This window comes from Nitratidesulfovibrio sp. HK-II (genome assembly GCF_003402415.2).
Classification (GTDB): Bacteria; Desulfobacterota; Desulfovibrionia; order Desulfovibrionales; family Desulfovibrionaceae; genus Cupidesulfovibrio.
This window is the reverse complement of the sequence record NZ_AP036014.1, coordinates 785,067-807,447: the sequence shown is the minus strand read 5'-3', so window position 1 is coordinate 807,447 and position 22,381 is coordinate 785,067. Positions and strand designations below refer to the sequence as shown.

Annotated in this window: 19 protein-coding genes; all 19 read left to right on the top strand. The window is 57.3% G+C overall.

Annotated features, from left to right (window positions below; genetic code table 11):
- Positions 1-41 precede the first annotated feature (41 nt).
- The 19 genes from RVX_RS03160 to RVX_RS03070 all read left to right on the top strand — a co-directional run bounded on the left by RVX_RS03160 (position 42) and on the right by RVX_RS03070 (position 22,371).
- Positions 42-1,064, top strand: coding sequence for an N-acetylneuraminate synthase family protein (locus RVX_RS03160; RefSeq protein WP_116308074.1), 1,023 nt, complete (start codon positions 42-44; stop codon positions 1,062-1,064).
- Positions 1,061-2,218: a UDP-N-acetylglucosamine 2-epimerase gene (neuC, locus tag RVX_RS03155; protein ID WP_116308075.1), complete on the top strand. Its 1,158-nt coding sequence runs from the start codon at positions 1,061-1,063 to the stop codon at positions 2,216-2,218. The genes RVX_RS03160 and neuC (RVX_RS03155) overlap by 4 nt, the downstream gene beginning before the upstream one ends.
- Positions 2,219-2,312: 94 nt before the next feature.
- Positions 2,313-3,794, top strand: a complete 1,482-nt coding sequence (locus tag RVX_RS03150) for an MBOAT family O-acyltransferase (RefSeq protein WP_116308076.1) — start codon at positions 2,313-2,315, stop codon at positions 3,792-3,794.
- Positions 3,775-4,995: a hypothetical protein gene (locus RVX_RS03145; protein ID WP_147307545.1), complete on the top strand. Its 1,221-nt coding sequence runs from the start codon at positions 3,775-3,777 to the stop codon at positions 4,993-4,995. Before RVX_RS03150 ends, RVX_RS03145 begins: the two co-directional genes overlap by 20 nt.
- A gap of 24 nt (positions 4,996-5,019) precedes the next feature.
- Entirely contained in the window at positions 5,020-5,775 is a 756-nt protein-coding gene (locus tag RVX_RS03140; RefSeq protein ID WP_147307546.1) for a hypothetical protein, read from the top strand.
- A gap of 76 nt (positions 5,776-5,851) precedes the next feature.
- Positions 5,852-6,880, top strand: coding sequence for a glycosyltransferase family A protein (locus RVX_RS03135; RefSeq protein WP_116308078.1), 1,029 nt, complete (start codon positions 5,852-5,854; stop codon positions 6,878-6,880).
- Between the two features lie 86 nt (positions 6,881-6,966).
- The gene (locus tag RVX_RS03130) at positions 6,967-7,656 is read left to right on the top strand and encodes a hypothetical protein (RefSeq protein WP_420192362.1); all 690 of its coding nucleotides are present in this window, start codon (positions 6,967-6,969) and stop codon (positions 7,654-7,656) included.
- A complete protein-coding gene (locus tag RVX_RS03125) occupies positions 7,653-8,570 on the top strand; it encodes an FkbM family methyltransferase (protein ID WP_116308080.1) in 918 nt (305 codons plus the stop codon). The genes RVX_RS03130 and RVX_RS03125 overlap by 4 nt, the downstream gene beginning before the upstream one ends.
- The gene (locus tag RVX_RS03120) at positions 8,567-10,417 is read left to right on the top strand and encodes an ABC transporter ATP-binding protein (protein ID WP_116308081.1); all 1,851 of its coding nucleotides are present in this window, start codon (positions 8,567-8,569) and stop codon (positions 10,415-10,417) included. Before RVX_RS03125 ends, RVX_RS03120 begins: the two co-directional genes overlap by 4 nt.
- On the top strand, positions 10,395-11,144 hold the full coding sequence (locus RVX_RS03115) for a cytidylyltransferase domain-containing protein (RefSeq protein WP_172596673.1): 750 nt from the start codon (positions 10,395-10,397) through the stop codon (positions 11,142-11,144). Before RVX_RS03120 ends, RVX_RS03115 begins: the two co-directional genes overlap by 23 nt.
- A gap of 20 nt (positions 11,145-11,164) precedes the next feature.
- Positions 11,165-12,664, top strand: a complete 1,500-nt coding sequence (locus tag RVX_RS03110; protein ID WP_420192363.1) for a hypothetical protein — start codon at positions 11,165-11,167, stop codon at positions 12,662-12,664.
- Positions 12,657-13,715, top strand: a complete 1,059-nt coding sequence (locus RVX_RS03105; RefSeq protein ID WP_420192364.1) for an N-acetylneuraminate synthase family protein — start codon at positions 12,657-12,659, stop codon at positions 13,713-13,715. The genes RVX_RS03110 and RVX_RS03105 overlap by 8 nt, the downstream gene beginning before the upstream one ends.
- Entirely contained in the window at positions 13,699-14,886 is a 1,188-nt protein-coding gene (gene neuC, locus RVX_RS03100; protein ID WP_420192365.1) for a UDP-N-acetylglucosamine 2-epimerase, read from the top strand. Before RVX_RS03105 ends, neuC (RVX_RS03100) begins: the two co-directional genes overlap by 17 nt.
- Before the next feature lie 24 nt (positions 14,887-14,910).
- A complete protein-coding gene (gene asnB / locus RVX_RS03095; RefSeq protein WP_420192366.1) occupies positions 14,911-16,722 on the top strand; it encodes an asparagine synthase (glutamine-hydrolyzing) in 1,812 nt (603 codons plus the stop codon).
- Positions 16,704-17,417, top strand: a complete 714-nt coding sequence (locus tag RVX_RS03090; RefSeq protein ID WP_420192367.1) for a cytidylyltransferase domain-containing protein — start codon at positions 16,704-16,706, stop codon at positions 17,415-17,417. Before asnB ends, RVX_RS03090 begins: the two co-directional genes overlap by 19 nt.
- Positions 17,414-18,382, top strand: coding sequence for a 2-hydroxyacid dehydrogenase (locus tag RVX_RS03085; RefSeq protein WP_420192368.1), 969 nt, complete (start codon positions 17,414-17,416; stop codon positions 18,380-18,382). Before RVX_RS03090 ends, RVX_RS03085 begins: the two co-directional genes overlap by 4 nt.
- A complete protein-coding gene (locus RVX_RS03080; RefSeq protein WP_420192369.1) occupies positions 18,303-19,757 on the top strand; it encodes a surface carbohydrate biosynthesis protein in 1,455 nt (484 codons plus the stop codon). The genes RVX_RS03085 and RVX_RS03080 overlap by 80 nt, the downstream gene beginning before the upstream one ends.
- Positions 19,754-21,046 carry a hypothetical protein gene (locus RVX_RS03075; RefSeq protein WP_420192370.1) on the top strand — a complete coding sequence of 431 codons (1,293 nt, stop codon included), beginning with the start codon at positions 19,754-19,756 and terminating at the stop codon, positions 21,044-21,046. The genes RVX_RS03080 and RVX_RS03075 overlap by 4 nt, the downstream gene beginning before the upstream one ends.
- Positions 21,043-22,371 carry a surface carbohydrate biosynthesis protein gene (locus RVX_RS03070; protein ID WP_420192371.1) on the top strand — a complete coding sequence of 443 codons (1,329 nt, stop codon included), beginning with the start codon at positions 21,043-21,045 and terminating at the stop codon, positions 22,369-22,371. Before RVX_RS03075 ends, RVX_RS03070 begins: the two co-directional genes overlap by 4 nt.
- The last annotated feature ends 10 nt before the right edge of the window (positions 22,372-22,381 follow it).

Genomic DNA, 22,381 nt, shown 5'->3' with positions numbered 1-22,381 from the left:
ACCGCTCACCAGCAGCGGCGCACCAACCCAACGGAACCAGCATGATCATTTCACCCACGTTTGACATCGCAGGCCGTCCCGTAGGGGGCGATGCCCCTTGCTTCATCATCGCCGAGGCTGGCGTGGCCCATTTCGGGGATTTCAAGAAAGCCCTGAAGCTGGTGGATCTTGCCGCAGAGTCCGGTGCCGACGCCGTCAAGTTCCAGATATTTTCCGTCGACAAACTGATCGCCGACGAGGCTGCTGAGTGGAAGAATCGCCTGGGCTCGCGCAGCCTGCCCCCGGAGGCATTCCGTGACCTGCGCGACTACTGCCGCGAGCGGGGCATCATTTTCTTCGCGACCGCACATGACGACGAAAGCCTTGACCATCTGGAGCCGCTCAATGTGCCAGTGTACAAAATCGGGTCCGGAGAGCTGGCAAATCCGAAATTCATAGCGCGCGTTGCGGGCCTTGGGAAACCGGTCATCTATTCCACGGGGCTGCACACCCTCGCCGATGTGCGCCGGTCTGTGGAAGCCATGACGAGCACTGGCAACCGCGACATCGCGATCCTGCACTGCGTGACCCGCTACCCGACACCGGCCGACGACGTCAATTTGCGCGCAATGACCTTGCTGCAAGAAGAATTCCAGGGGGTCACCGGGTACTCCGACCACACCGCGGGGTTCCATATCCCCCTTGCGGCCATCGCCATGGGCGCAAATATCGTGGAGAAGCACATTTCGCTGGATTTCAATGTGCCCAACGCGCAAGACTGGAAAGTTTCCTGCGGCCCGCACGACCTTGCCCTGTTCATCCAACAGGCGAGAGAGGTCGAGGCAAGCCTTGGCCGGCGCGACAAGCAGCCGTCCTCGCTGGAATTACAAAGTGCCGCCTGGGCTCGCAAGTCGCTGGTCACCACGCGGGACATCCCGGCGGGAACCATACTCACGGACGAAATGCTCACGGCCAAACGCCCCGGCACCGGGTACCCTCCCGAAATGCTAACGGAACTCGTCGGCAAAAGAACATCTGTGCCCCTCAAGGCCGATACGGTCGTCAAAAAGGAACATCTCTCGTGAAGCGCCGCATTTGTATCGTACTCACGGCACGTGGGAATTACGCAAAGATGAAGACCGTGATGCGCGCCGTGCGCAACCATCCGCAACTTGAACTGCAAGTGGTTGTGGGCGGAAGCATTATCCTCGACAAGTATGGAAAAATTCTCGAAAACAAGCTGGTGGACGAGTTTCCTATCGACCACCTGATCCACTTTCTCATCGAGGGAGAAACGCCGCTGACCATGGCGAAATCAGCTGGCCTGGCAGTCACGGAATTTGCCAATGCGTTTGGCCATCTCAGACCTGATGTCGTCGTAATCATAGGTGACAGGTATGAGTGCCTGGCCATCACGATGGCTGCCACCTATATGAACATCGCAGTTGCCCACGTCGAAGGGGGAGAACTCTCGGGATCGATAGATGAATCCATACGCCATGCAATCACAAAGATGGCGCATGTTCATTTCCCTGCGTCCAAAGACGCCGCAGAGCGCATTAAAAAAATGGGCGAGAAGCCCGGCAGCATATTCATGGTAGGCGCTACCAGCTTCGACGTGTTGGCGTCCATGGACCTCGACAATATGGAGGCCATACGACACCACCAGACAAAAGCAGGGGTCGGGGCGGAACTGGCCATCGAGCCCGGCCGCTACATCGTCGTGAGCCAGCACCCCGTTACCACTGAATATGCCGACAACCTCGGGCACATCAACGAAACAATCCTTGCCATCGACAAGCTGGGACTGCCCACATTCTGGATCTGGCCCAACATGGATGCCGGTTCTGACGGAATATCCAAGGGCCTGCGGCTGTACAGGGAAAGGCGCTCGCCTACCCACATGCGGCTTTTCAAAAGCCTGCCGATAGAGCTCTACGCACCGCTTATCAAGAACGCCGCCTGCCTCGTAGGCAACTCATCGAGTGGCATCAGGGAGGCCGCATTTCTTGGAACGCCTGTCGTAAACATTGGGTCTCGACAGCAAGGCCGCGAAAGAGGGCCTAACGCCACGGATGTTCCCTACGACCATGCAACAATCATTGGCGCGATAGAGTCACAGATTGCACATGGCCCCTACCCCCCCTGCTACATATACGGCGACGGGAAATCCGGAGAAAAGATAGCAGACATATTGGCCAGTTTTGCCTTTGAACAACAGAAGCTCAATGCGTATTGAGAAGCACCGCGAGCGGCCATTCAGCGGCTCCATCCTTCTCCCCTGGCCAACGAAGTAAGCGAGATCACCAAGCAGGCAAGCAAAAAACCGAATCATGCTGTTCAACTCGTATATATTCCTGCTTTGCTTTTTTCCGGCAACCATTCTGGGCGCTGCATTCGCCCAACGCCTGCGTTCGCCAATACCATTGCAGGCATGGCTTTTTGCGATGTCCTGCCTTTTCTATTCATGGTGGTATCCCGAACACCTGCCTCTGCTTCTTTGCTCCATGACCTTCAACTGGTGGATGGGAAAGCAACTTGCCAAGCGACACACCCATGGCAACCACGCGCTGGCCCTGGGCATAGTGCTCAATCTCGCCCTCCTCTGCATATTCAAATACGCAAGATTCTTCCTTGAAAATATAAATGCCGTCACCGGAACCAACCTTGCGGCCTTCGACGTTGCCCTTCCTTTGGGAATATCATTTTTCACATTTCACCAGATAGCATACCTGACAGACGCCCACCACGATGGGCACGCAGAACAGTCATTCATACAGTACGGGCTTTTTGTAAGTTTTTTTCCACACCTTATTGCGGGCCCAATACTGCGACGTGACGACTTCTTCCCCCAGCTGCATGATGGGAGGCTCGGCCTTCGCTACGAAACAATCGCCACAGGGCTTGCCTTCATTGCAACAGGACTCTTCAAAAAGGTCTGCATAGCAGACCCTCTTTCACTGCTTGTAGACCCTAGCTTCTCCCTCGTAAGCGCCGGAACGAAACTCACGCTGGCTGAAGCCTGGGTTGCTGCGCTGGGCTTCACCTTCCAGCTTTATTTCGATTTTTCGGGCTATGCAGACATTGCGATCGGGCTGGCGTATTGCTTCGGCATCCGTTTTCCGTTCAATTTCAATTCGCCTTACAAGGCCCTTGGCCCCGTTGATTTCTGGCGCCGTTGGCACATGACCCTTTCCCGATTCCTGCGCGACTATCTCTACATCCCCCTTGGCGGCAATCGCGGCGCCCCGACGGCACGCGCCCTGCGCCTGCTGGCAACCTTCCTGCTGGCAGGCTTGTGGCACGGCGCAGGCTGGACCTTTGTCGCATGGGGCGGCTACCACGGGCTTGCCGTCATGATCAATCACGCATGGAATGCGCACCGAAAAGAAAAGCCGCCTCTGCCGCGGACACTTACCCTTCCTGGCACATTCCTGTTCGCCGTATTTGGCTGGGTACTTTTCCGCGCGCCCGACTTTGCCTCCGCCGCCTCTCTCATGAAATCCATGCTTGGCGTGAATGGCATCGCTGCTCCTGCGCGAATTCGCTCGGCGTTCCCCATGCTTGAGGGCATTTTCGTTGCCGGCAGCCCCTTCGCGCATGAATTCTACCCGCCCAAACTGGCCTTGGCGACGCTTTGCGTACTGCTTGCCTGGGTATGGGGGCTGCCAAACAGCCAGGAGTTGATCCTGTCTCAAGGCAAACTGCGCTGGCAATCCACACCCGCTTGGGGTGTCGCGCATGGCATTGCTCTTGCCGTATCGCTACTTTTCATGATGGGATGGAGCACTCCGTTTGTCTATTTCCAATTCTAACTGCCATACCTTCCACGCCGCGAAGAGCTACTTGATCGCAACGCTAGGCACGCTGCTAGCCTCTGCGCTTTTGGCCCTACCGCTTTTACTGTTCGCAAGAAACACTTGGGAACTGGCCTCAACGGATGAGATCGTCACCCAGCAGCGCACGCACGGCGGACTGTATGGAACCGCGATCCACGGCAACACCTACGCTTACAAACTCAGCATATACAAGGCATTACTTCCTGATGTCGTCATCCTTGGCACATCTCGCATGATGCAGATCAGACAAGGCGGCTTTCGCGCGTCCATGCTCAATGCCGCAGGGACTGCCGACACTGCACAGCAAATGGAAGCCTTTGCCAATGACATGCTCGCCATCCATACACCCAAGGCCATCATCATCGGTATCGATTTCTGGAATTACAACCCGCTTCGCCCGGAAGACGCCAGCACTGCCCCGCCAAACGGAAGCAACACCCTGTCATGGAAGCAGCTTTTTAAAATCGTCGAGTTGATCGCGGCAAAACGCATTCCCCCCGATATCGCCCTGGAATATGCATTTTCAACGCGCAAATCCACGGACATGCTCGGGATTGCCGCCATCTGCGACAATACCGGCTTTGCCACCGACGGATCGCGGCATGGCATGTCTGGCATCGTCAAAATGAAGAGCTTTCCGGACTTCAAATTCTCTGACACATTGAGCCGTGTCACGGATGGCAACCGGCGCTTTGAACCTGCAGACACCATCGACGAGAACAGATGGGAGCGCCTGCAAAACCTTATCAACACCTTCACAGCCAAGGGAATTCACGTAGCGATACTCCTTCCGCCCTTGGCCTCACCCGTTCTTGAGGCCATGAACATGCGCGGAGACTACGGCATCCTCCCGGCGTTACACGACAAAATACAGACGCTTGGCGTACCTGCTTTCGACTTCACATCCGCAAGTGTCGCCGGGGGAACAGACTGCGAGTTTCTGGATGGGTTTCACGGTGGTGACGTCCTGTATGCGCGCATGCTGCTTTCAATAGCAAAACAGAGCCCCGACTGGGTCGCAACCCTTTTCGACGTAAACGCCCTGGAGCGCATTATCGCTACCGAGCACGGACTGGCAGCGGCAAGGCCATGGCGACTTTCCGACGAACCGGAACCCGATTTCCTGGGCCTGGGATGTTCGAAGCCAGCATCCCCCCATGCATCCGCCTACCAATAAACGCGCCCCAATGCGGAGGCTACAGTGCTGCGCACAATCATTAGAAAAATCGAATCATTCAGGCACGGAATCTACTGCAGAAAAAGCAAGGAAGTGCTTGAGCGCGTCGGAATAACAAAAAATTTTGCCAACAGAGACAGCTCGGCGCTGCCTCCGAAATATGACGACCTGCACACGTTGTACGCATTGGTCAAGGAAACCCGCCCGAAGCTCATCCTGGAATATGGAAGTGGCGTTTCAACAATAACGATGGCTCACGCCCTCATGGAAAACGCCCGGCAAGGCTGGGAGGGGAAGATCCTTTCCATTGAGTCGGACAGCAAGTGGGCAAATCATACCATGGCTGGCGTTCCCTCTGCCCTGAAACCATTTATCGATATGCAAGTGCACACTCCAGAGCTGCGTCTATTTGCCGCAGTGGCTTTCGGGCAAAAAGAATTCAAACGCGGTGTCTGGTTTCGCGATCAAAAACGCCCCGCGACCATCCCCATGATGTGCATAGTGTACCCGGCTCTACTCGATATCGCGCCCGACATGGTATACCTTGACGGCCCAGATCCGCGCCATGTCAGAGGGTATTCTGACTGCCGAACAGGCGAGACAAACAGAGCAATAGTCGCAGACATGCTGTTCCAAGAACAAAAATTAAGACCAGGGTTCGTGCTCGCTGTCGATGGCAGGAATACGAACTGCGCTTTTCTGCACAACAACCTCACCGCGAGGTATTCCGCTGAAAAGCGCGAAGCGCAAAAATTCACTATTTTCAAGAAATTGAGCTAGCATCTACGAAACAAAACGGCATATTGCATTTTTAATCGCATCATCAGCCTTAAAAAACCGCGGAATCAGAAAATCCATGCGTATAGGCGAGAACCCAACAAAGTTTGCACGGCACAATCCTGACATCGTGCGCCTTGACATCAAGAAGCCAGAAAATATTCTGGCATGCACCGTCGTATACATACCCCGCCTTGATGACTACTATGCAGAGGCTCTCGATGTTCTCAAGGCATCTCTGTACTCGCTCTGCGCCACTGTTGATCGCCCTTTCGACTTGTTGGTTTACGACAACGGCAGTTGTAGTGAAGTACAAGACTTCCTGCGGAAATTGCACAGAGAAGACATTATCCAGTGGTTATGGCTGTCCTCTTGCAACATGAAGAAAATCGGCGCATGGAGCCAGATATTTGGCGCTGCCCAAGCGGACCTGGTCTACTTCTTCGACTGCGACATATTCCATCGCGCTGGCTGGCTGGAAGACTGCCTGGCCGTCCTCGACGCCTACCCGGAAGCAGGCATTGTCAATGCCGCCCCACTGCCCATGAAAGGAGCGGCCCTGCAGGCCGCCACCCTCTCCACGAGCATCGATATCGCCCACAGGACAAGAGACATCCACGTAGAGCAAGGCCAGTTCACGAATCCCGACTGGTTCAGGGAATTCGGAGAGAGTCTTGGTAGTCAGCCCGACACTTACCTTGCTCAAGCGCTGGCGAATCCCCAGGTTCGAGTGACACGCAACAACGTCTCTGCGTACATTCAATCGTGGCACGCGCAGTTCCTTGCGCGGCGCAGCGTTCTACAGGGATTCTTTCCTGCCGACAGAACCTGGCACACTGAAGGGTCGGATCGGGGCTTCGACGAGTATCTCAACTCCACTGAAATCATGCGGCTCGGCATTGTCGAACCGCGCGTTATTCACCTGGGAAACACGATACACCCCCGATACCGTGAGGAAGTGGCGCAGCTTCTCGGAGAGCATGCCACAAAGCCGCGCCTTGTCCCGCGCTGCAACCCCTGGTTCATGCGCATCCCCGGAATGCCACGCGTGGTGCGGCGGCTTCATGCCCTGACGTTCGAAGCACTGTACAACGTCAAATGCTCTTGACCCTGGGACCCGACAACGGCGCATCAAACGCGACAAATGCACAATCGCCCGCGTATGCCCCCGGGCAACGCACGCCCCGGATGGAGATGAAAATGATACTGAATTTGCTTAAGAAAGCACTCGGAAAGCCTCAGGTTCTTGATTTCGACCCTGCGCATGACATCATCAACCTGCTGCCAAACGGCATCGACTTCCCCGTTCTGCTGGCTGATGCGAAGCGAGACTTGCAGGACTCCCACGCCGAATACACATCCACGGTTTCCGTAGGCTCATCCGCCGCATCGCTCGAGCTTGCGGCGCTACTGGCCGCGCTGTGCCGTGTCCTGCAACCCCGGCGCCTCGTGGACCTCGGATCCGGCTACACCTCCTATGTCCTCCGCAGCTACGCCAAGTCGCAGGCCACGCCTGTGGACGTCACCTCGGTCGATGACAGCGCGGATTGGCTGGCTCGCACCCGGGAATACCTGGAGGCTGCGCAACTCGACACCAGCAACCTGATGACCTGGGATACGTTCGAGGCTTCAGGGGATACCGACTTCGATCTTGTCGTGTTGGATGTTCGGCCAATAGCGCGCCGCGTGGAGCACCTTCCCCGCCTCATGCGCGGCCTTCGCCCGGGCGGCATGATCATTGTGGACGACGTGCACAAGCCGCATCTCTCCCAGCCGCTGATTCGCATGGCCAAGGAACACCACTGGTTCTGTGCGGGTCTCAAGTCGTTGACCCTTGATGGCTACCAGCGCTTTGCCGCCGTAGTGGCCAAGGAGCCGGCATGAGACTTCTGACCCGCCTCCTGCGAAAGTACTACCGCCTGGTTACCGGACTCTGCTATCTGGACAAGCATCATCAGTGGCGCCCCTCTCCGCTGGGGCAGAGACTTATCCCAATCCTGCCTTCCCCGGCCGTCGAATGGGATAACGGCCAAGAACTGCGCCCTGTACTTTCCAGCCGGATCTGGGCCCAGCGCTGCGGACAGGGACATCATGAGCAGGCGCTGGACCAGCTCATCGCCCGCTGCCTCAAGCCCGGTGACGTTGTCATCGATGTCGGCGCACAGGTGGGACTGACTGCCGTTCAGGAAGCGCTCGCGGTTGGACCGTCAGGCATGGTCGTGGCCCTTGAACCGTCCCCCCTCAATTTCCCGTTCCTTTGCAAGGCGTTGCAGCTGAACAACTGCACCTGGACCACCCCGCTCAACCTGGCCGCCGGAGCACAAGAGGGAATGCTGGGTTTTTCCCACGAAGCGCGGGCCGGATTGATCCAGCGGGTTGCTGGCCAGGATCATGAAATACTCATCCCGGTCGTCAGGGTGGACGATATCGTCAGAGAGCACTCCTTGCCTGCCGTGGATTTCGTCAAGATCGATGTTGATGGACCGGAAATGGACGTCGTTTACGGGATGGAAAACCTGCTCACGGGTGAAAAGCCACCATTCCTCTGCGTTGAATGCTCACGCTACTGGGAACGTTTTAATTGCAGTTTCGAGCACGCGTTCAATTGGTTTACCGAGCGCGGTTTCTCGATTTGGCAGGCTCATCGGAGCGACTCCGGGTTGGAAAAAATCGAATCCCCTGACGCGCTGCCCCCAGGGTGGGGCACGCAAAAGGGTCTTTCCTTCAATTTCTACTGCTTCAAGACTGATTGTCACGCCGACAGGCTTGCAAACATGGGCGTAGCGCTGAATCCATGATCGAATCCTTCAAATTGATGCTTCGAGCGTTCGGGCCAGCTCGCAGCCGCCTGTTCTTGGCACTTGGATTGATGGTTGCCAGCGCGCTTCTTGAGAGCATGTCCGGGCTGTTGTTTCTTCCCATTCTGGAAGTGATGTCCGACGCCAATGCCGCCTCGGACAGACAAAGCGGCGCCCTTAAGGTCATCATCAACACGCTGCATTCATTTGGAATCAACGACATATTCGGCGCACTATGCGCAATCCTTATATTCACCTACTTCTTCAAGTCGTTCTTTTCCATAGCTAGCCTCAGCTTCAACGCCGCAACGGCGGAAAGAGTGCGCCTGCACTGGTTGGAACTATTGGGACAGCGCTATCTTTTTGCGCCATATGCGGTCATTGCCGCTCAACGACACGGAACTATTGCCAACAACATCATTCGCGAGACCACAGAGGTATCGCGGTTCCTCAACTTTTATCTCACCTACCTGATCAACTTCTTCATGGTGTGCTTTCTCGTGGGAAGCATGGCGATTGTGGACTGGCGTGTAGTTGCGGTGTTCGGAACCCTGATCAGCCTGGTTGTCATTCCCATCAGAAAGCTTCTGTTTGGCACCGCATCCCGACTCGGCAAGGAAAGCATCAGGCTTTCCCAGTCGATTATCGGCTATGTGTACGAAACGGCGTCGGCACAGCGCGAAATTCGCCTGTTCGGCGCTGAACGGCTCAGAATCACAGGCATCCGCTCGATAATGGCGCAGCTCACCCGCGTCTTCATTCTTACCCAGATCATCAAAGGGCTGCCGCAGCCAGTCGGGGAATTCATCTTCATCACCGTCGGCGGCGGCATGCTCTACGCGCTGCATATATACGCCCCCGACCAACTGGCGCTCGTCCTGCCCAAAATAGCCTTCTTCGCGCTGGCCCTGGTCCGCCTCATGGCGGCCCAAAGTCAGCTGGTTTCCATCAAGGTGGCCTATTCAAACAAGGTTCCTTCCGTGCATTTGGTCTTTGAACTGCTTGAAGACCCGAGGCTGGCCGCCGAGCAGCCAGACGACAACGACAAGATGCCCGCGCCCAAATTCGAAGGGCTGACTTTCGACGCGGTGTCCTTTGGCTATTCGGACGACCGGCAGGTACTTCACGATGTGACTGCATCGATCCCCGCAGGCAAAACAACCTACCTTCTGGGCTCTTCCGGGGCGGGGAAGAGCACCATCCTGGATATGATCGGCCGCTTCTACAGCCCGACATCGGGTTCCATCGCCATGGCCGGTCACGATATATCCGACTACGACATCAAAAGCTGGCGCAACAAACTAGGCTACGTTTCGCAAGAAGCCGTCATCTTCACCGGGTCGCTCCGCGACAACATCCGCCTTGGGCGGCAACATGTGACAGATCGTGAAGTAGAGGCCGCGGCGGAACTTGCCGGCCTGCTGCCACTGCTGGGCACGCGACCGGAAGGGCTTGATACAATTGTTGGCGATCGCGGGTTGGAGCTTTCGGGAGGACAACGCAAGCGTATCGCCATCGCTCGCGCACTTGCCGGCAGCCCGGAACTTCTCATTCTTGACGAAGCCACGACCTCGTTTGAAGAAAATCTTGAGCAGTCCATCATCCTTGCAATCAGACAGGCGCTGCCAGGCATCACCATTCTTGTCGTGACGCACCGCATAAATACCGCGAAACACGGCGACTGCGTTCTAGTGCTGGACAACGGACGTATCGTGGCGAATGGCGCGTATGACATGGTGCGCGAACAGGTTGAAAGCCTGCTTGCCACAATCGATCCGAAAGAGCTCAAAGCAAGTCACGCCGTATTCAGAAACAACGCGAGCAATGCTGATGATACCGATAAATGAGGAAAAGACCCTCGGGCTCATCCCGGCCCGAGGCGGGTCGAAGTCACTTCGGCTCAAGAATATCCATCCACTCTGCGGAAAACCGCTGATAAGCTACTGCATTGCAGCGGCAAAACACGCAATGCAATCCTCGCTTGGTGGACTGGCATGTTCGACGGATCATCCCGATATCGCGGCTTGCTGCAAAAAGTACGGCGTCTCCGTCATTGACAGGCCGGCAGAGCTTGCCACGGATGAGTCACTGACCGAAGAGGCCGTGGTGCACGCGCTGCATGTTCTGCAGCAGCAGGATGGTGAGGCACCCGGCATCATTGTGCTGCTGCAACCCACCTCTCCGTTCGTGCTACCGGAGCATATCGACGGCCTTGTCAAGCTGCTCAAGGAAGACAAGAGCCTGGACACCGCACTCACCATTGCCGACATTCCGCACAACCTGCACGCATGGAACCAGCGCAGCTTTGAAAACGGGCACGTGCGATTCCGTTATGAGAAAGAACGGCAAGCCGCATACAACAAGCAGCTGAAGCCCAAGAATTATCGTTTCGGCAACCTTGTTGCGTTCCGCGCAAGCTCCATTCTCTCCGGAAATCGATGCTTCGGGCTCAACCAGGCAGGCCTCGTGATAGAACGCCCGTACGCGCATGACGTGGACGGCCCTGAAGACTTCGCTTATGCGGAGTTTCTGATCGAACGCCAACTGATCCACATCCCTGACGACATCACGTAGTGCGGAAGCCGGACCATCACATGCCACCCAACGCCCAGAAACACACGCCGCACGTTCTCGTGTTTGCCTACCGTCCGTTTGACATACGCACGCTCGTGTTCTCGGGCGTTATCGAAGAAATGGCGAACCATGTCGACGTAACTTTGCTTGTCCCCACAAACCTGGCTGACGGGTTGCGACAGGCCGCAGGCAGCAAGGCCAAGGTACTGGCGCTGCCTGCGGGGCTCGGCAAATCGCGGGGAGACAACAGTCTCAGTTCCGATCCAGTTCGCGGTCGCAGGGCTCTCAATGCCATGCTTGCACTGGCGGCTGAACTGACATACGCGAGTGGCGACCTGCCCGAAAACGCTTCCGGCAGAATCATGCGCAGCGAAGTCGCACGCAGCATGAAAGCCAAGCCTTGGGGCAAACAACTGCTGGACATCGCGACACTCGCCATGGCCAATGCGGGTGGCAATTGCAGGTGCTTTCGACGCGCCATCCAATTAGGATACAGGATGACGTGTCATTCCAGCGGATTCGACGCCATCCTGAGAGACACTTCCCCGGACCTGCTCGTCACAGCCAGCGCAGGGCTCGCACTTGACGGGCAAATCATGTGCGCCGCCAAGGCGCTGCAAATTCCCATCGCCACCGTGGTGCAAAGCTGGGACAAAACGTCCACCAAGGGCTACCCCCCGGTACACCCGGATTACATGCTGGTCTGGAGCCATCTTACCCGCCAGGAGGCCATCCACTATCTGGACATGCCGCCTGAACACGTCTTCGTCGACGGGGCGCCAGGGTGGGATTCCATGTTCAACGCCTCCCCTTCGTGCACGCGCGAAGAGTTCCTGCACAAGCATGGCCTGGCTGCCGACACCGCCAACCTCATATACGTGTCGCTCGGCTATCCTGCGTACCACGACGGCAATCTCTGTCTTGTCAAACATCTAGTCGAAGGACTCCTGACACAGGCATTCCCACCTCGCACCGGCCTATTGCTGCGCCCGCATCCCGCCTTTCACGATGAACAGCAACTACTTCATCAATACCACGACATCGCGAGGAGCCTACCGCATGGCCGTGCCGCAATGCCAATACCGGTCAGGGTGACGTACGGTGCGGACTACTTTCTTGATGCTCGCGACGGGCAAGATCTTATTGATATGTTCCACCATTGCGACGCCTGTGTCGAAGTTGCCTCCACACAGATGATCGAAGCGGCAATTTTCGACAAACCGATTATCGACATTGCGTTCGGCACATGGAAGACATCCATATACGACATTCCTCTCAAGCAGCTAACCTTGCAACACCTGGAAAGAATATTCGCCACAAACGGCGTGACCCGCGTATTCTCACCAGAGCATCTTGCCCCCACGATCGCCGCCGAGCTTGCCTCACCACAACGGCTCAAGCACGAGCGCGAACAGATGGTGCAGCAGGAAGTTTCAGTCAACCGAGGCACCGCCGCAGCTGCTGTTGCAGCGCGGCTCTGCGAGCTTGCAGAGCACGGCTTGGGAGGCCCACGTGAATAGCGATATCATGATCGCCGGGAAGGCGATCCAGAATGACAACAAGCCATTCCTGATCGCCGAGGTTGCCCAGGCTCACGATGGCTCCCTGGGAATGGCGCACGCCTTCGTCTCGGCGGCAGCAGTCGCCGGGGCCGACGCGATCAAATTCCAGACACACATCGCCAGTGCCGAATCCACGCGCGACGAGCCCTTCCGGGTGCTCTTTTCAAAACAGGACGCCACCAGATATGATTACTGGAAGCGCATGGAATTCACGCCGGAGCAATGGCAGGGCTTGGCGGAACATGCCCGTGAATGCGGCCTGGTGTTCCTGTCTTCGCCATTCTCTGTAGCCGCCGTACGGCTGCTTGACCAGCTGGGAACCCCTGCATGGAAAATCGGCTCGGGAGAACTCCGCTCGACGGACATGATGCAGGCCATCCTTGCAACGGGAAAACCGATCCTGCTTTCCACAGGAATGGCGAGCTACACGGAACTGGATCAACTGGCAGCAGGCTTCCGCTGCGACGGATCGCCGTTCGCCATGTTCCAGTGCACCAGCAAGTATCCTTCCTGTCTTGAGGAAGTGGGGCTCAACGTTCTTCAGGAATTCCGCAAACGGTATGCCTGCCCGGTCGGCCTGTCCGACCACACGGGAAGAACTGAACCGGCAATGGCGGCAATGGCCCGGGGCGCAGCAATGGTAGAGGTACACGTCACCTTCCATCGCAGCATGTTCGGGCCCGACGTGCCTGCCTCCCTTACGTTCGAGGAATTCGCCACCCTCGCGGCCTTTCGTGATGCGCTGGAAGTCATGCGTACGCACCCCGTCGATAAGGACGCCTTGGCGCACTCCCTGGCGGATTCGCGCAGGATTTTCGGCAAAAGCGTCGCACCCGTTCGCGACCTGCCCACAGGCACGGTCCTTGACCTGTCCATGCTCACGCTGAAGAAACCGGCAACGGGCATCCCTCCTGAACATCTTGATTCCCTGCAGGGACGCCGCCTACGCAGAAACATCACCGCAGACCGGCTGCTACAGTGGAGCGACCTAGATGACAACAACGCATGATTCGGCAGAACATAACATGAGAAAAATCTGCATCGTAGTGAACAGCAGGGCGAATTACGCGCGCATCAAATCCGTCATTCTTGCTGTACAAGAGCATCCGCAGCTTGAACTGCAGCTTATTGTCGGGGCATCAGCCCTGCTGGATCGCTTCGGCCGTGTCATCGACATCATCAGGAGTGATGGCATCAAAGAATCCGCCGTTGTCTACATGGCCCTTGAAGGCGATACGCCCGCAAACATGGTAAAATCGACAGCTCTCGGCATGATAGAACTCTCGACGCTTTTCGAGCAGACGAAGCCTGATGTTGTCCTGACGGTCGCAGACAGACATGAGACGCTGGCAACAGCGGTGTCTGCAAGCTATATGAACATCCCCCTGGCGCACACGCAGGGGGGTGAAGAGACAGGGTCGATCGACGAGTGCGTTCGTCATGCCATCACAAAACTGGCGCACGTGCACTTCCCTGCGACGGCCAAGGCACGTGATACGCTGCTCCGCATGGGAGAGGCCCCCGACAAGGTCTTCCTTACCGGATGCCCGGCCATGGACATCGTGACATCACTTGCCTCGACCAAGCTCGACCAGGATTTTTTCGCACGGAATCCCGGGGTCGGAAATTCCATCGACCCGCTGAAGCCATACATTGTGGTGCTGCAACATCCTGTTACCACTGAATACGGCTCGGCCTACGCACAAATCGACGAGACGCTGAACGCCATCCTGTCACAGCAAGTACAGACAGTCTGGCTCTGGCCCAACATCGATGCCGGTACAGACCAGATCTCAAAGCGGTTGCGCCAGTTCCGTGAAAGCCGCAGCAGCCACCCCGTGTTCTTTGTAAAGAATCTTTCCGCTGAAGATTATGTGCGGCTCATCGACAATTGCGCCTGCCTCGTCGGCAACTCCTCATCCGCCCTACGCGAAGGCGCCTTGCTCGGCGTGCCGGCCGTCAACATCGGCACCCGCCAGTCCAACCGCGAGCATGGGCCCAACGTTGTGCACGCGCCCTACGCCCATGACGCCATCGACTTGGCCATCAGGCAGCAGATGGCGCATGGCAAATACCAAAGCAACGCCCTGTACGGCGACGGCCATGCTGGCAAGCGCATTGCCGATATCCTGGCCTCCGTAACCCTAGACATCCGCAAGCGGCTGGTGTTCAGCAACTAATCCGATACAGGCAAAGGATACGCAATGTGCGGCATTGCAGGCATATTTGGCCCGGCACTCACATTCCACGCTCTCGAGGCCATGACTACGGCGCTCCATCATCGGGGCCCTGACGCGCGCGGTACATACTGCATTCCGGATCAATCCATCGGGCTTGCCCACACCAGGCTCAGCATTCTCGACCTGAGCCCGCAGGGGCTGCAGCCCATGGCGGATGCCACCGGCCAGCGCCACCTCGTCTTCAATGGCGAAATCTACAACTACCTAGAACTGCGTGAAATTCTAAGCGAATATCCATTTCGCTCCAACTCGGACACCGAAGTCATCCTGGCGGCTTACGACAAATGGGGAGTGGAGTGCCTTTCCCGTTTCGTGGGGATGTTTTCCTTCGCCCTGTGGGACGCTAAAGCCAGCGTGCTGTTCTGCGCGCGTGACCGGCTGGGCATCAAGCCCTTTCTCTATTCCTGGGACGGCAGGACGTTCCGTTTCGCTTCCGAGGCAAAGGCGCTGTTCGCCGCTGGCGTGGATTCGCGCCCGAACCACGAAACCTTCGCCACCTATCTGGCGCACGGGCTTTACGACCACTCGGACGCTACGTTCTTCGCACAGGTCCACTCGCTTCCTGCGGGACATTTCATGCTGCTGACACCGGCCAGCGCCCCCGCCCCCAGACAATACTGGAGCGTGCGCATTCCAGATGCCTGCGACGTGGCACCCATCAGGGAAGAAGAAGCCATTGAGAGACTCGGCGACCTGCTGCTCGACGCGGTGCGCATACGGCTACGCTCGGATGTTCCGCTGGGGCTGAACTTCAGTGGTGGCCTGGATTCCTTCACCCTGATGAGCATCATGGAGCAGCTGAGCCCCCTCAACCAGCGACTTGATGCAAGCACTGCCTGCTTCCGGGAGCCGCAGTACGACGAGACCTGGTTCACCAGACGGCTGATGGACCAGGAAAGATGGAATTCTTTCGAAATCCCCACAGCGCCCGGCGAAATTCCGGGCCTCATGCACGAGGCACTGTGGCATCAGGAGGCCCCCATTGGTGGCGTCTCGACGCTGGCGTACCACAAGCTGCACCGCGAACACCGCAAGCGCGGGGTTGTCGTCCAGCTTGAAGCGCAGGGTGTCGACGAACTCTTTGGCGGGTATGCCTACTACTCCAGATTGGCCGCCGGAACGCAGAGCATTGACGCATGGCTGGGCGCCAACACCTATCAGGACGCCTCCCCGTTTCTTGCGCCAGAGGTTCTCGCCCCGGATTTTGCCAGGCTCGGCAACCCGGTCCTGCCGGACAGGCCATCCACTCTGGCCGCCCCGCTGGAACAAGCCCTCAAGATCGACCTCATCTACCGCAAGCTGCCTCGCGTCCTGCGCATGAATGACCGACTCTCCATGGCCAGCGGCATAGAACTGCGAGAGCCCTTTCTGGATCACCGCCTCGTCGAGTTCACGTTCACCTTGCCCAGCAGCCTCAAGATACGCGATGGCGTGTCCAAGTACCTTGTCCGCCGGCTGATTGCCGGAAGGCACCCGGAAAAGGCGGCACTCCTTCAGACCAAGCGGGCGGTTGTGGCACCCCAGAGAGAATGGCTGCGCGGGCCACTGGCATCTTGGGTGGGTGATCTGCTGCATTCCGCGGCACTGCGCGACTGCGGCTATTTTCACATCCCGGCACTGCAGAACAGGTTTCGGAACTACCTTGCGCACGGGGCCGACAACAGCTTCTTCCTGTGGCAATGGTGCAACATCGCCCTTTGGTTCGAAGCCTTCGGCAAACTTGCACACACCACCGCGCAAGCGCGCACGGAGCAACCATGCGCATTCTCGGCCTGATCAATGCCCGGGGCGGCTCCAAGGGCGTCCCCAGGAAAAATGTCCGCCCGCTGATGGGAATTCCCCTTATCGCTCATGCGATTCGTGTCGGACTGCGCTCTTCGTCGGTCAACCACCTCCTGGTGTCGACCGACGATCACGAAATCGCAACCGTGGCACGCGAACATGGCGCGGACGTGCCTTTCATGCGCCCGATCGAACTTGCGACGTCCACCGCTCTTCAGATAGACGCCATCCGGCATGCCCTTTCGTTTCTTGAGGATCGCGGCGAACACTTCGATGCCGTCCTGCTGCTGCAGCCGACCACACCCTTCCGCCTCACAGAGGATATCGAAGGTGCCGTGGCCCTCATGAATGCCAGCGGCGCCGAAACGGTGATCAGCGTTGCCGATGTATCGGGGCATCATCCCCTCACCTGCTACACGGGCAACCCCGAAACGGGGCTTTCCCCCATGCTTCCGGCAAACCCTGCCGGCGTCAGGCGCCAGGATTTTGCCCCCGTGTGGTGGCGCAATGGCGCGATCTACCTCATGCGCCGAGACGTCATCATGGATAGGAAATCGCTTTATGGGTCGTCCGTGCTGGGTTACGTCATGCCACCGGAGCGCAGCATCAACATAGACGTCCCCCTGGATTGGGTGATCGCGGAAGCCGTGGGGGGGTGGCTGGTTGAGCAAGGGCTGTGGCAGCCATGAAGCCCAAGCTGCTCATTACGGAACCACTCAACTTCCCCAAAGACGTCCTTGAAACCCTGAGGGGCGTTTTCGAGGTCCACATGGGTGCGGCAACACGTTCTGACCTGCTGCACGAATCCCGTGACGCGGATGTCATCCTCGTACGCCTGGGGCATCGCCTGGATACGGAGTTTTTCGGCCATGCTCCCAGGCTGCGGGCAATCGTCTCTGCCACCACGGGACTGAATCACATAGATATCTCCGCTGCAGCGCAACGAGGCATAGAGATAATAAGCCTCAAGGGTGAAACGGAATTTCTGCGGCGCATCACCGTCACCGCAGAACTCACGTGGGGATTGTTGCTGGCACTCGTACGCAGCATACCTGCCGCATGCGCGCACACCGCCCACGGCAGGTGGAACCGTGACGAATTTCGGGACGGCCTGCAGCTTGCCGGTCGAACGCTGGGGATATTGGGCTACGGACGGCTCGGCACGATCGTCGCGAACTACGGACATGCCTTCGGCATGCGCGTCCTTGTTGCAGACATCCGGCCCATGGAGCTTCCCCCTTGGGCAGAGCAGGTTTCCCATGACGCTCTGTACGCCGAGAGCGACGTCATCACCGTGCACGTCCCCTCGGCTCCGGAAACCCACCACCTTGTCGGCCGCTCGGCCTTTGCCCGCATGCAACGTGGCGCCGTGCTCATCAATACCGCGCGCGGTGACGTCATTGACGAGCGCGCCCTTGTCGAGGCCCTGGAAACGGGAAAAATCGCGGGCGCTGCGCTGGACGTCCTTGAAGACGAGTATGACGCCGCAGCCACAGCCAGTTCCCTCAAACTGCGGCAGCTTGCCGCGTGCAGCCGCCGGGTACTGATCACGCCCCACATCGGCGGCGCATCCAATGATGCCATGGCTCGGGCCGAAACGTTCATTTCTGAAAAACTGTTGCGCCAATGGCTGTCGTTATCACCGCAGAATTAAAACAAAGCCAACCATGCCTAATCCAACCATCCTGCTGCTTCCGGTCGAAACAAAGACCCGTGAATTTCTTGCAAAAATATTCTTCGCCGGGCATGCCGCGCGAAGAGGATTTACGGCATTGCTCGGTTGTGCCCGTTTTTTCCATGCCAACACCCCGCGCTTTCCCCGGGGCATTGTCATGGAAAACGACATCAGCGTCGGCAGCACCACAAGGCTCCCGGAATTGCGCAGGCTTGGCTTTGGCGTGGCGGCATGGGACGAGGAGGCGCTCGTCGTCAAGAACGATCCATACTACGTTGATGAGCGCGTTCGGCCCGAGGCCCTGTATGCCTGCCACAAATTCTTTACACGGGGCTCCGGCGACCTCGAGGCCATCGCCACTCGCTATCCGCTGGCCAGAGGGCACATGACCCCCGCAGGCAACCCCCGCCTGGACATTCTGGAACCGCAGTACCGACATCTTCACCGGCACACGGCCATTCAGTCTGACCGCCCCATACTACTCGTGAATTCGCGCTTCTCCCACAGCAACCCCTTTCACATGTCTCCCGAAGCATTCCGCAAGGCCTTGCTGGCACGCTCCGGGCTCAGCGGGCAGGCCCTGGAATTCAAAATCGGCTACATGGATTATACCGATAAACTCTATAGCTTTTTTAAGGAAATGGTGGCGCAACTACCCGCCCGTTTTCCCGATCACCTCGTGGTTATTCGACCGCATCCATCTGAAAATCCCAATGTATGGAATGCGATAGCTGAGGAACACGAGAACTGCATCTGCTCAAAAAAGCATACTGCTACGGAATGGTCCATGGCTGCAGTGGCGACCATTCACAACGGGTGCACAACGGCGTTGGAAGCTGCGCTACTGGGCTGCCGCGTCCTGGCGTACTGCCCCACAACATCCGGCAGCTATGATGTTCAGCTACCAAACGCCATTAGCGAACAATACGATAACACCTTTGAAATGTTCGCGGCACTGGAGCACATGCACATTCCTTCCGATGTGGAACGCGATGCGTTATCGACGGCGGCGCGTCACCGTGTTGCCCCACAGATAGCCGGCCTGTCGGGGTGCACTGCCACTGATCACATCCTTGACGAACTGGAGTCGCTGCGCTGGACGACACCTATCGCGCCACGTGAACTTCTGCGCGCAGTACGGTGCCTCGCCCGCTATTGGCGTCAGGAATCTGCAGTCGCGCTTCGGATCAGGAATAACACCAACGCTCTTCAAGCAATCATGACCCCTTATGCGCTGGAAAAATTTCCCGGCGCGACCATGGAAGAAGTGCGCGGCATTCTTGATGGATTCGGCATGCACGATGTTCTCGCTGAGGATATGGGCAACTGGTGGTTCCGCATGGTGCGCGCATGAACGATATAATAGACTTCACAAAGCGCCTCATCCCGCCTTCGTGCAAAACCGCAATAAAACAAGCGATACACACTACAGTACGTTTCTCGCGCAATGAACCCACCTACAAGACTGAAGATGACATCACCTGCATTACGTTAACCGAAAAAGGAAACCACATTTTCTTCGGATATTACGACATATCTCCATTTCACGAGAGCACGGCTCGGATTCTTGCCTGCAAGGTTTCATCAAAAAAAAGACACTCGAACAGCTTGCACATGGACCTTGGCTGGTATGACACCAGCAGCCCGGATGTGTTCCATAAAACAGCGGAAACGCAGACATGGTGCTGGCAGCAGGGAGCTCGGCTTCAATGGGTTCCGAAGGCCGGAACAAATGCAGTGTTGTACAATACACTGTGTAACGGCCATGCCGCGAGTGTCGTGAAGGACGTGAAAAACGGGAGCATTCTCTACGAATTCCCGATGCCAACCTATGCACTGGATGCATCGGGAAAACGCGCATTAAGCTTGGATTTTGCGCGGTTGCAACGCCTGCGCCCTGGCTACGGCTATGGCAACATCCCTGAACTTTCTCCCACAGCGACCATTCCGGCAGACAATGGACTGTTTCTCGTGACTCCCGACAACGAGCCAAGACTCATCCTCTCCCTTGAAAACGCCTGCCACCAACAGCCATCCCCAACGATGGCAAGCGCCTGCCACTACTTCAACCATCCTTGCTGGACCCCTTCCGGAAGCAGATTGATGGTATTTCACATCTGGGTGGCGCCCGATGGTACACGTCGCACGCGCCTGCTCACCCTAGATGCCACTGGCGACAACGTTCGGGTTCTGACACACGAAGACCACGTGTCCCATTACTGGTGGGTTGACGACAGCACCCTGCTTCTTTACGCCACGCATGGCGGGCGGCAAGGCTACTTCATGGTTCGGGACGAAGCTGGCGCCCTTCCAGAGCCCTACCTCCCCCACACCCTGCCTTCTTCGGACGGACACCCCAGCTTCTGCCGTGCCGGCACCCTGCTGGTGGGCGACACCCTGCCTGGCGCACGACCCGAGCGAAACCTGTGGGTAGCCAACCCTTCTGCAGGCACGCTGACGCAACTGGGGTCCTTCTACAGTCCGCCCAACTTGTCAGGCGAACATCGTTGCGATCTACACCCTCGCTGGAACGCCGATGGAACGCGAATCGCCATCGACACCGCACACACGGGGAAACGCTCGATGATCATTCTTGACATTTCCAAATTCATCCAAAAACACAACGCATCTTTCAGCTCATGAACAACACATACAGCAACATAGTCCTGCCGATTGAAACCACGGCGCGCGAGCTTAACGCCAAGCTGTACTTGGCCATGGTCCTGGCAGAACGAGGCTTCAACGTATATCTCGGCGCAAAGGACCCCGCACTGGAAGTCTCATGCAGGCTTCCGGGCGTCATCTATTTTGACAAGGGATTCCACAGGGGAGTTTCCGAGGGCATCTACACGCGCCTCAAGGAGGCGGGATGCCTTCTGGTAAGCCTTGACGAAGAAAATGGCGTTGATTTCCGCGACTTCTTCATGCTTGACATCAGAATGCCAGACGACTTCCTGTCCCGAATGGACAGGGTCCTGCTTTGGGGCAAATCCCAGCAGAACTACCTGGCAGAACACAGAGAAAGCATGGACACCCGGCGCGTCCTGGTTACCGGGCACCCACGTTTCGACCTTCTCGCCCCACCCTTGAGCAATCTGTACGAAGCCGAAGCACAACGCCTGCGCGACCGGTACGGAGATTTCGTCCTGTATACAACGAACTCCAAATTTTCCAACAACATCAACAGCAGAGAGCACATCCTCAAGAACTACACAGGGCGTGTAAAGGAATTGGAACGGCGCCTGGAATACGACAGCGCCCGCTTGGCAGCCAACATATCATTGATCCGCAGGATTTCCGAAGAACTCGGAATGCCCGTCGTGGTGCGTCCTCACCCAGAAGAGAACATTGGCACATATCGCGAAGCATTTGCCAATAGTCCGGGTATTTACCCGATATACAAGGGAACCGCAGTCAACTGGATCCTCGCGGCACGTACCGTGATCCACAACCACTCTACCACCGGGCTCGAGGCGGCAATGCTCGGAAAATGGGCAATTGCCTATACACCAATCGTCGTCGAGGAAAATTTCTTCCCCTGGATTCCCGTGGCGTGCAGCCACAGAATGCACAACGAAGACGACGCAGTCCGCTGCCTGGCCAATGGCCACTATCTCACCAAGCCGGAAGGCATAGACGACATCATGTCTGCATTTTTCACACATGATGGCAGGGCGGCACAAAGAATCGCCCAGGTCGTATCAGAGCTTGCCGCGAGACACGCAGTTGGCAATACCCCCACCCAAAAAGGGCTGCAAGGCTATCTCGTCAAGGTAAAGTGCAAACGTTTCCTGAATCGCCTCCTGGGCCGCATCACGACGACCGCCCTGGACCGTAACAAGCTGCGCGACCTGTACCCGGCGTCCGTCACGGCGCATTTCCGCGCCTTGCAGAGCCTTTTGCCCGGCCAGCAGACCCAACTCGACATTCTGATTCACGACCTTTATCGCATCCGGAAGGCTGGCTAACCGCACCCCA

Excerpts from the sequence above, each read along its gene's own strand:
- RVX_RS03160 (WP_116308074.1), top strand. The coding sequence starts at position 42 with ATGATCATTTCACCCACGTTTGACATCGCAGGCCGTCCCGTAGGGGGC.
- RVX_RS03150 (WP_116308076.1), top strand. The coding sequence starts at position 2,313 with ATGCTGTTCAACTCGTATATATTCCTGCTTTGCTTTTTTCCGGCAACC.
- RVX_RS03135 (WP_116308078.1), top strand. The coding sequence starts at position 5,852 with ATGCGTATAGGCGAGAACCCAACAAAGTTTGCACGGCACAATCCTGAC.
- RVX_RS03130 (WP_420192362.1), top strand. The coding sequence starts at position 6,967 with ATGAAAATGATACTGAATTTGCTTAAGAAAGCACTCGGAAAGCCTCAG.
- RVX_RS03125 (WP_116308080.1), top strand. The coding sequence starts at position 7,653 with ATGAGACTTCTGACCCGCCTCCTGCGAAAGTACTACCGCCTGGTTACC.
- RVX_RS03120 (WP_116308081.1), top strand. The coding sequence starts at position 8,567 with ATGATCGAATCCTTCAAATTGATGCTTCGAGCGTTCGGGCCAGCTCGC.
- RVX_RS03115 (WP_172596673.1), top strand. The coding sequence starts at position 10,395 with ATGCTGATGATACCGATAAATGAGGAAAAGACCCTCGGGCTCATCCCG.
- RVX_RS03110 (WP_420192363.1), top strand. The coding sequence starts at position 11,165 with ATGCCACCCAACGCCCAGAAACACACGCCGCACGTTCTCGTGTTTGCC.
- neuC (WP_420192365.1), top strand. The coding sequence starts at position 13,699 with ATGACAACAACGCATGATTCGGCAGAACATAACATGAGAAAAATCTGC.
- asnB (WP_420192366.1), top strand. The coding sequence starts at position 14,911 with ATGTGCGGCATTGCAGGCATATTTGGCCCGGCACTCACATTCCACGCT.
- RVX_RS03090 (WP_420192367.1), top strand. The coding sequence starts at position 16,704 with ATGCGCATTCTCGGCCTGATCAATGCCCGGGGCGGCTCCAAGGGCGTC.
- RVX_RS03085 (WP_420192368.1), top strand. The coding sequence starts at position 17,414 with ATGAAGCCCAAGCTGCTCATTACGGAACCACTCAACTTCCCCAAAGAC.
- RVX_RS03080 (WP_420192369.1), top strand. The coding sequence starts at position 18,303 with ATGATGCCATGGCTCGGGCCGAAACGTTCATTTCTGAAAAACTGTTGC.
- RVX_RS03075 (WP_420192370.1), top strand. The coding sequence starts at position 19,754 with ATGAACGATATAATAGACTTCACAAAGCGCCTCATCCCGCCTTCGTGC.
- RVX_RS03070 (WP_420192371.1), top strand. The coding sequence starts at position 21,043 with ATGAACAACACATACAGCAACATAGTCCTGCCGATTGAAACCACGGCG.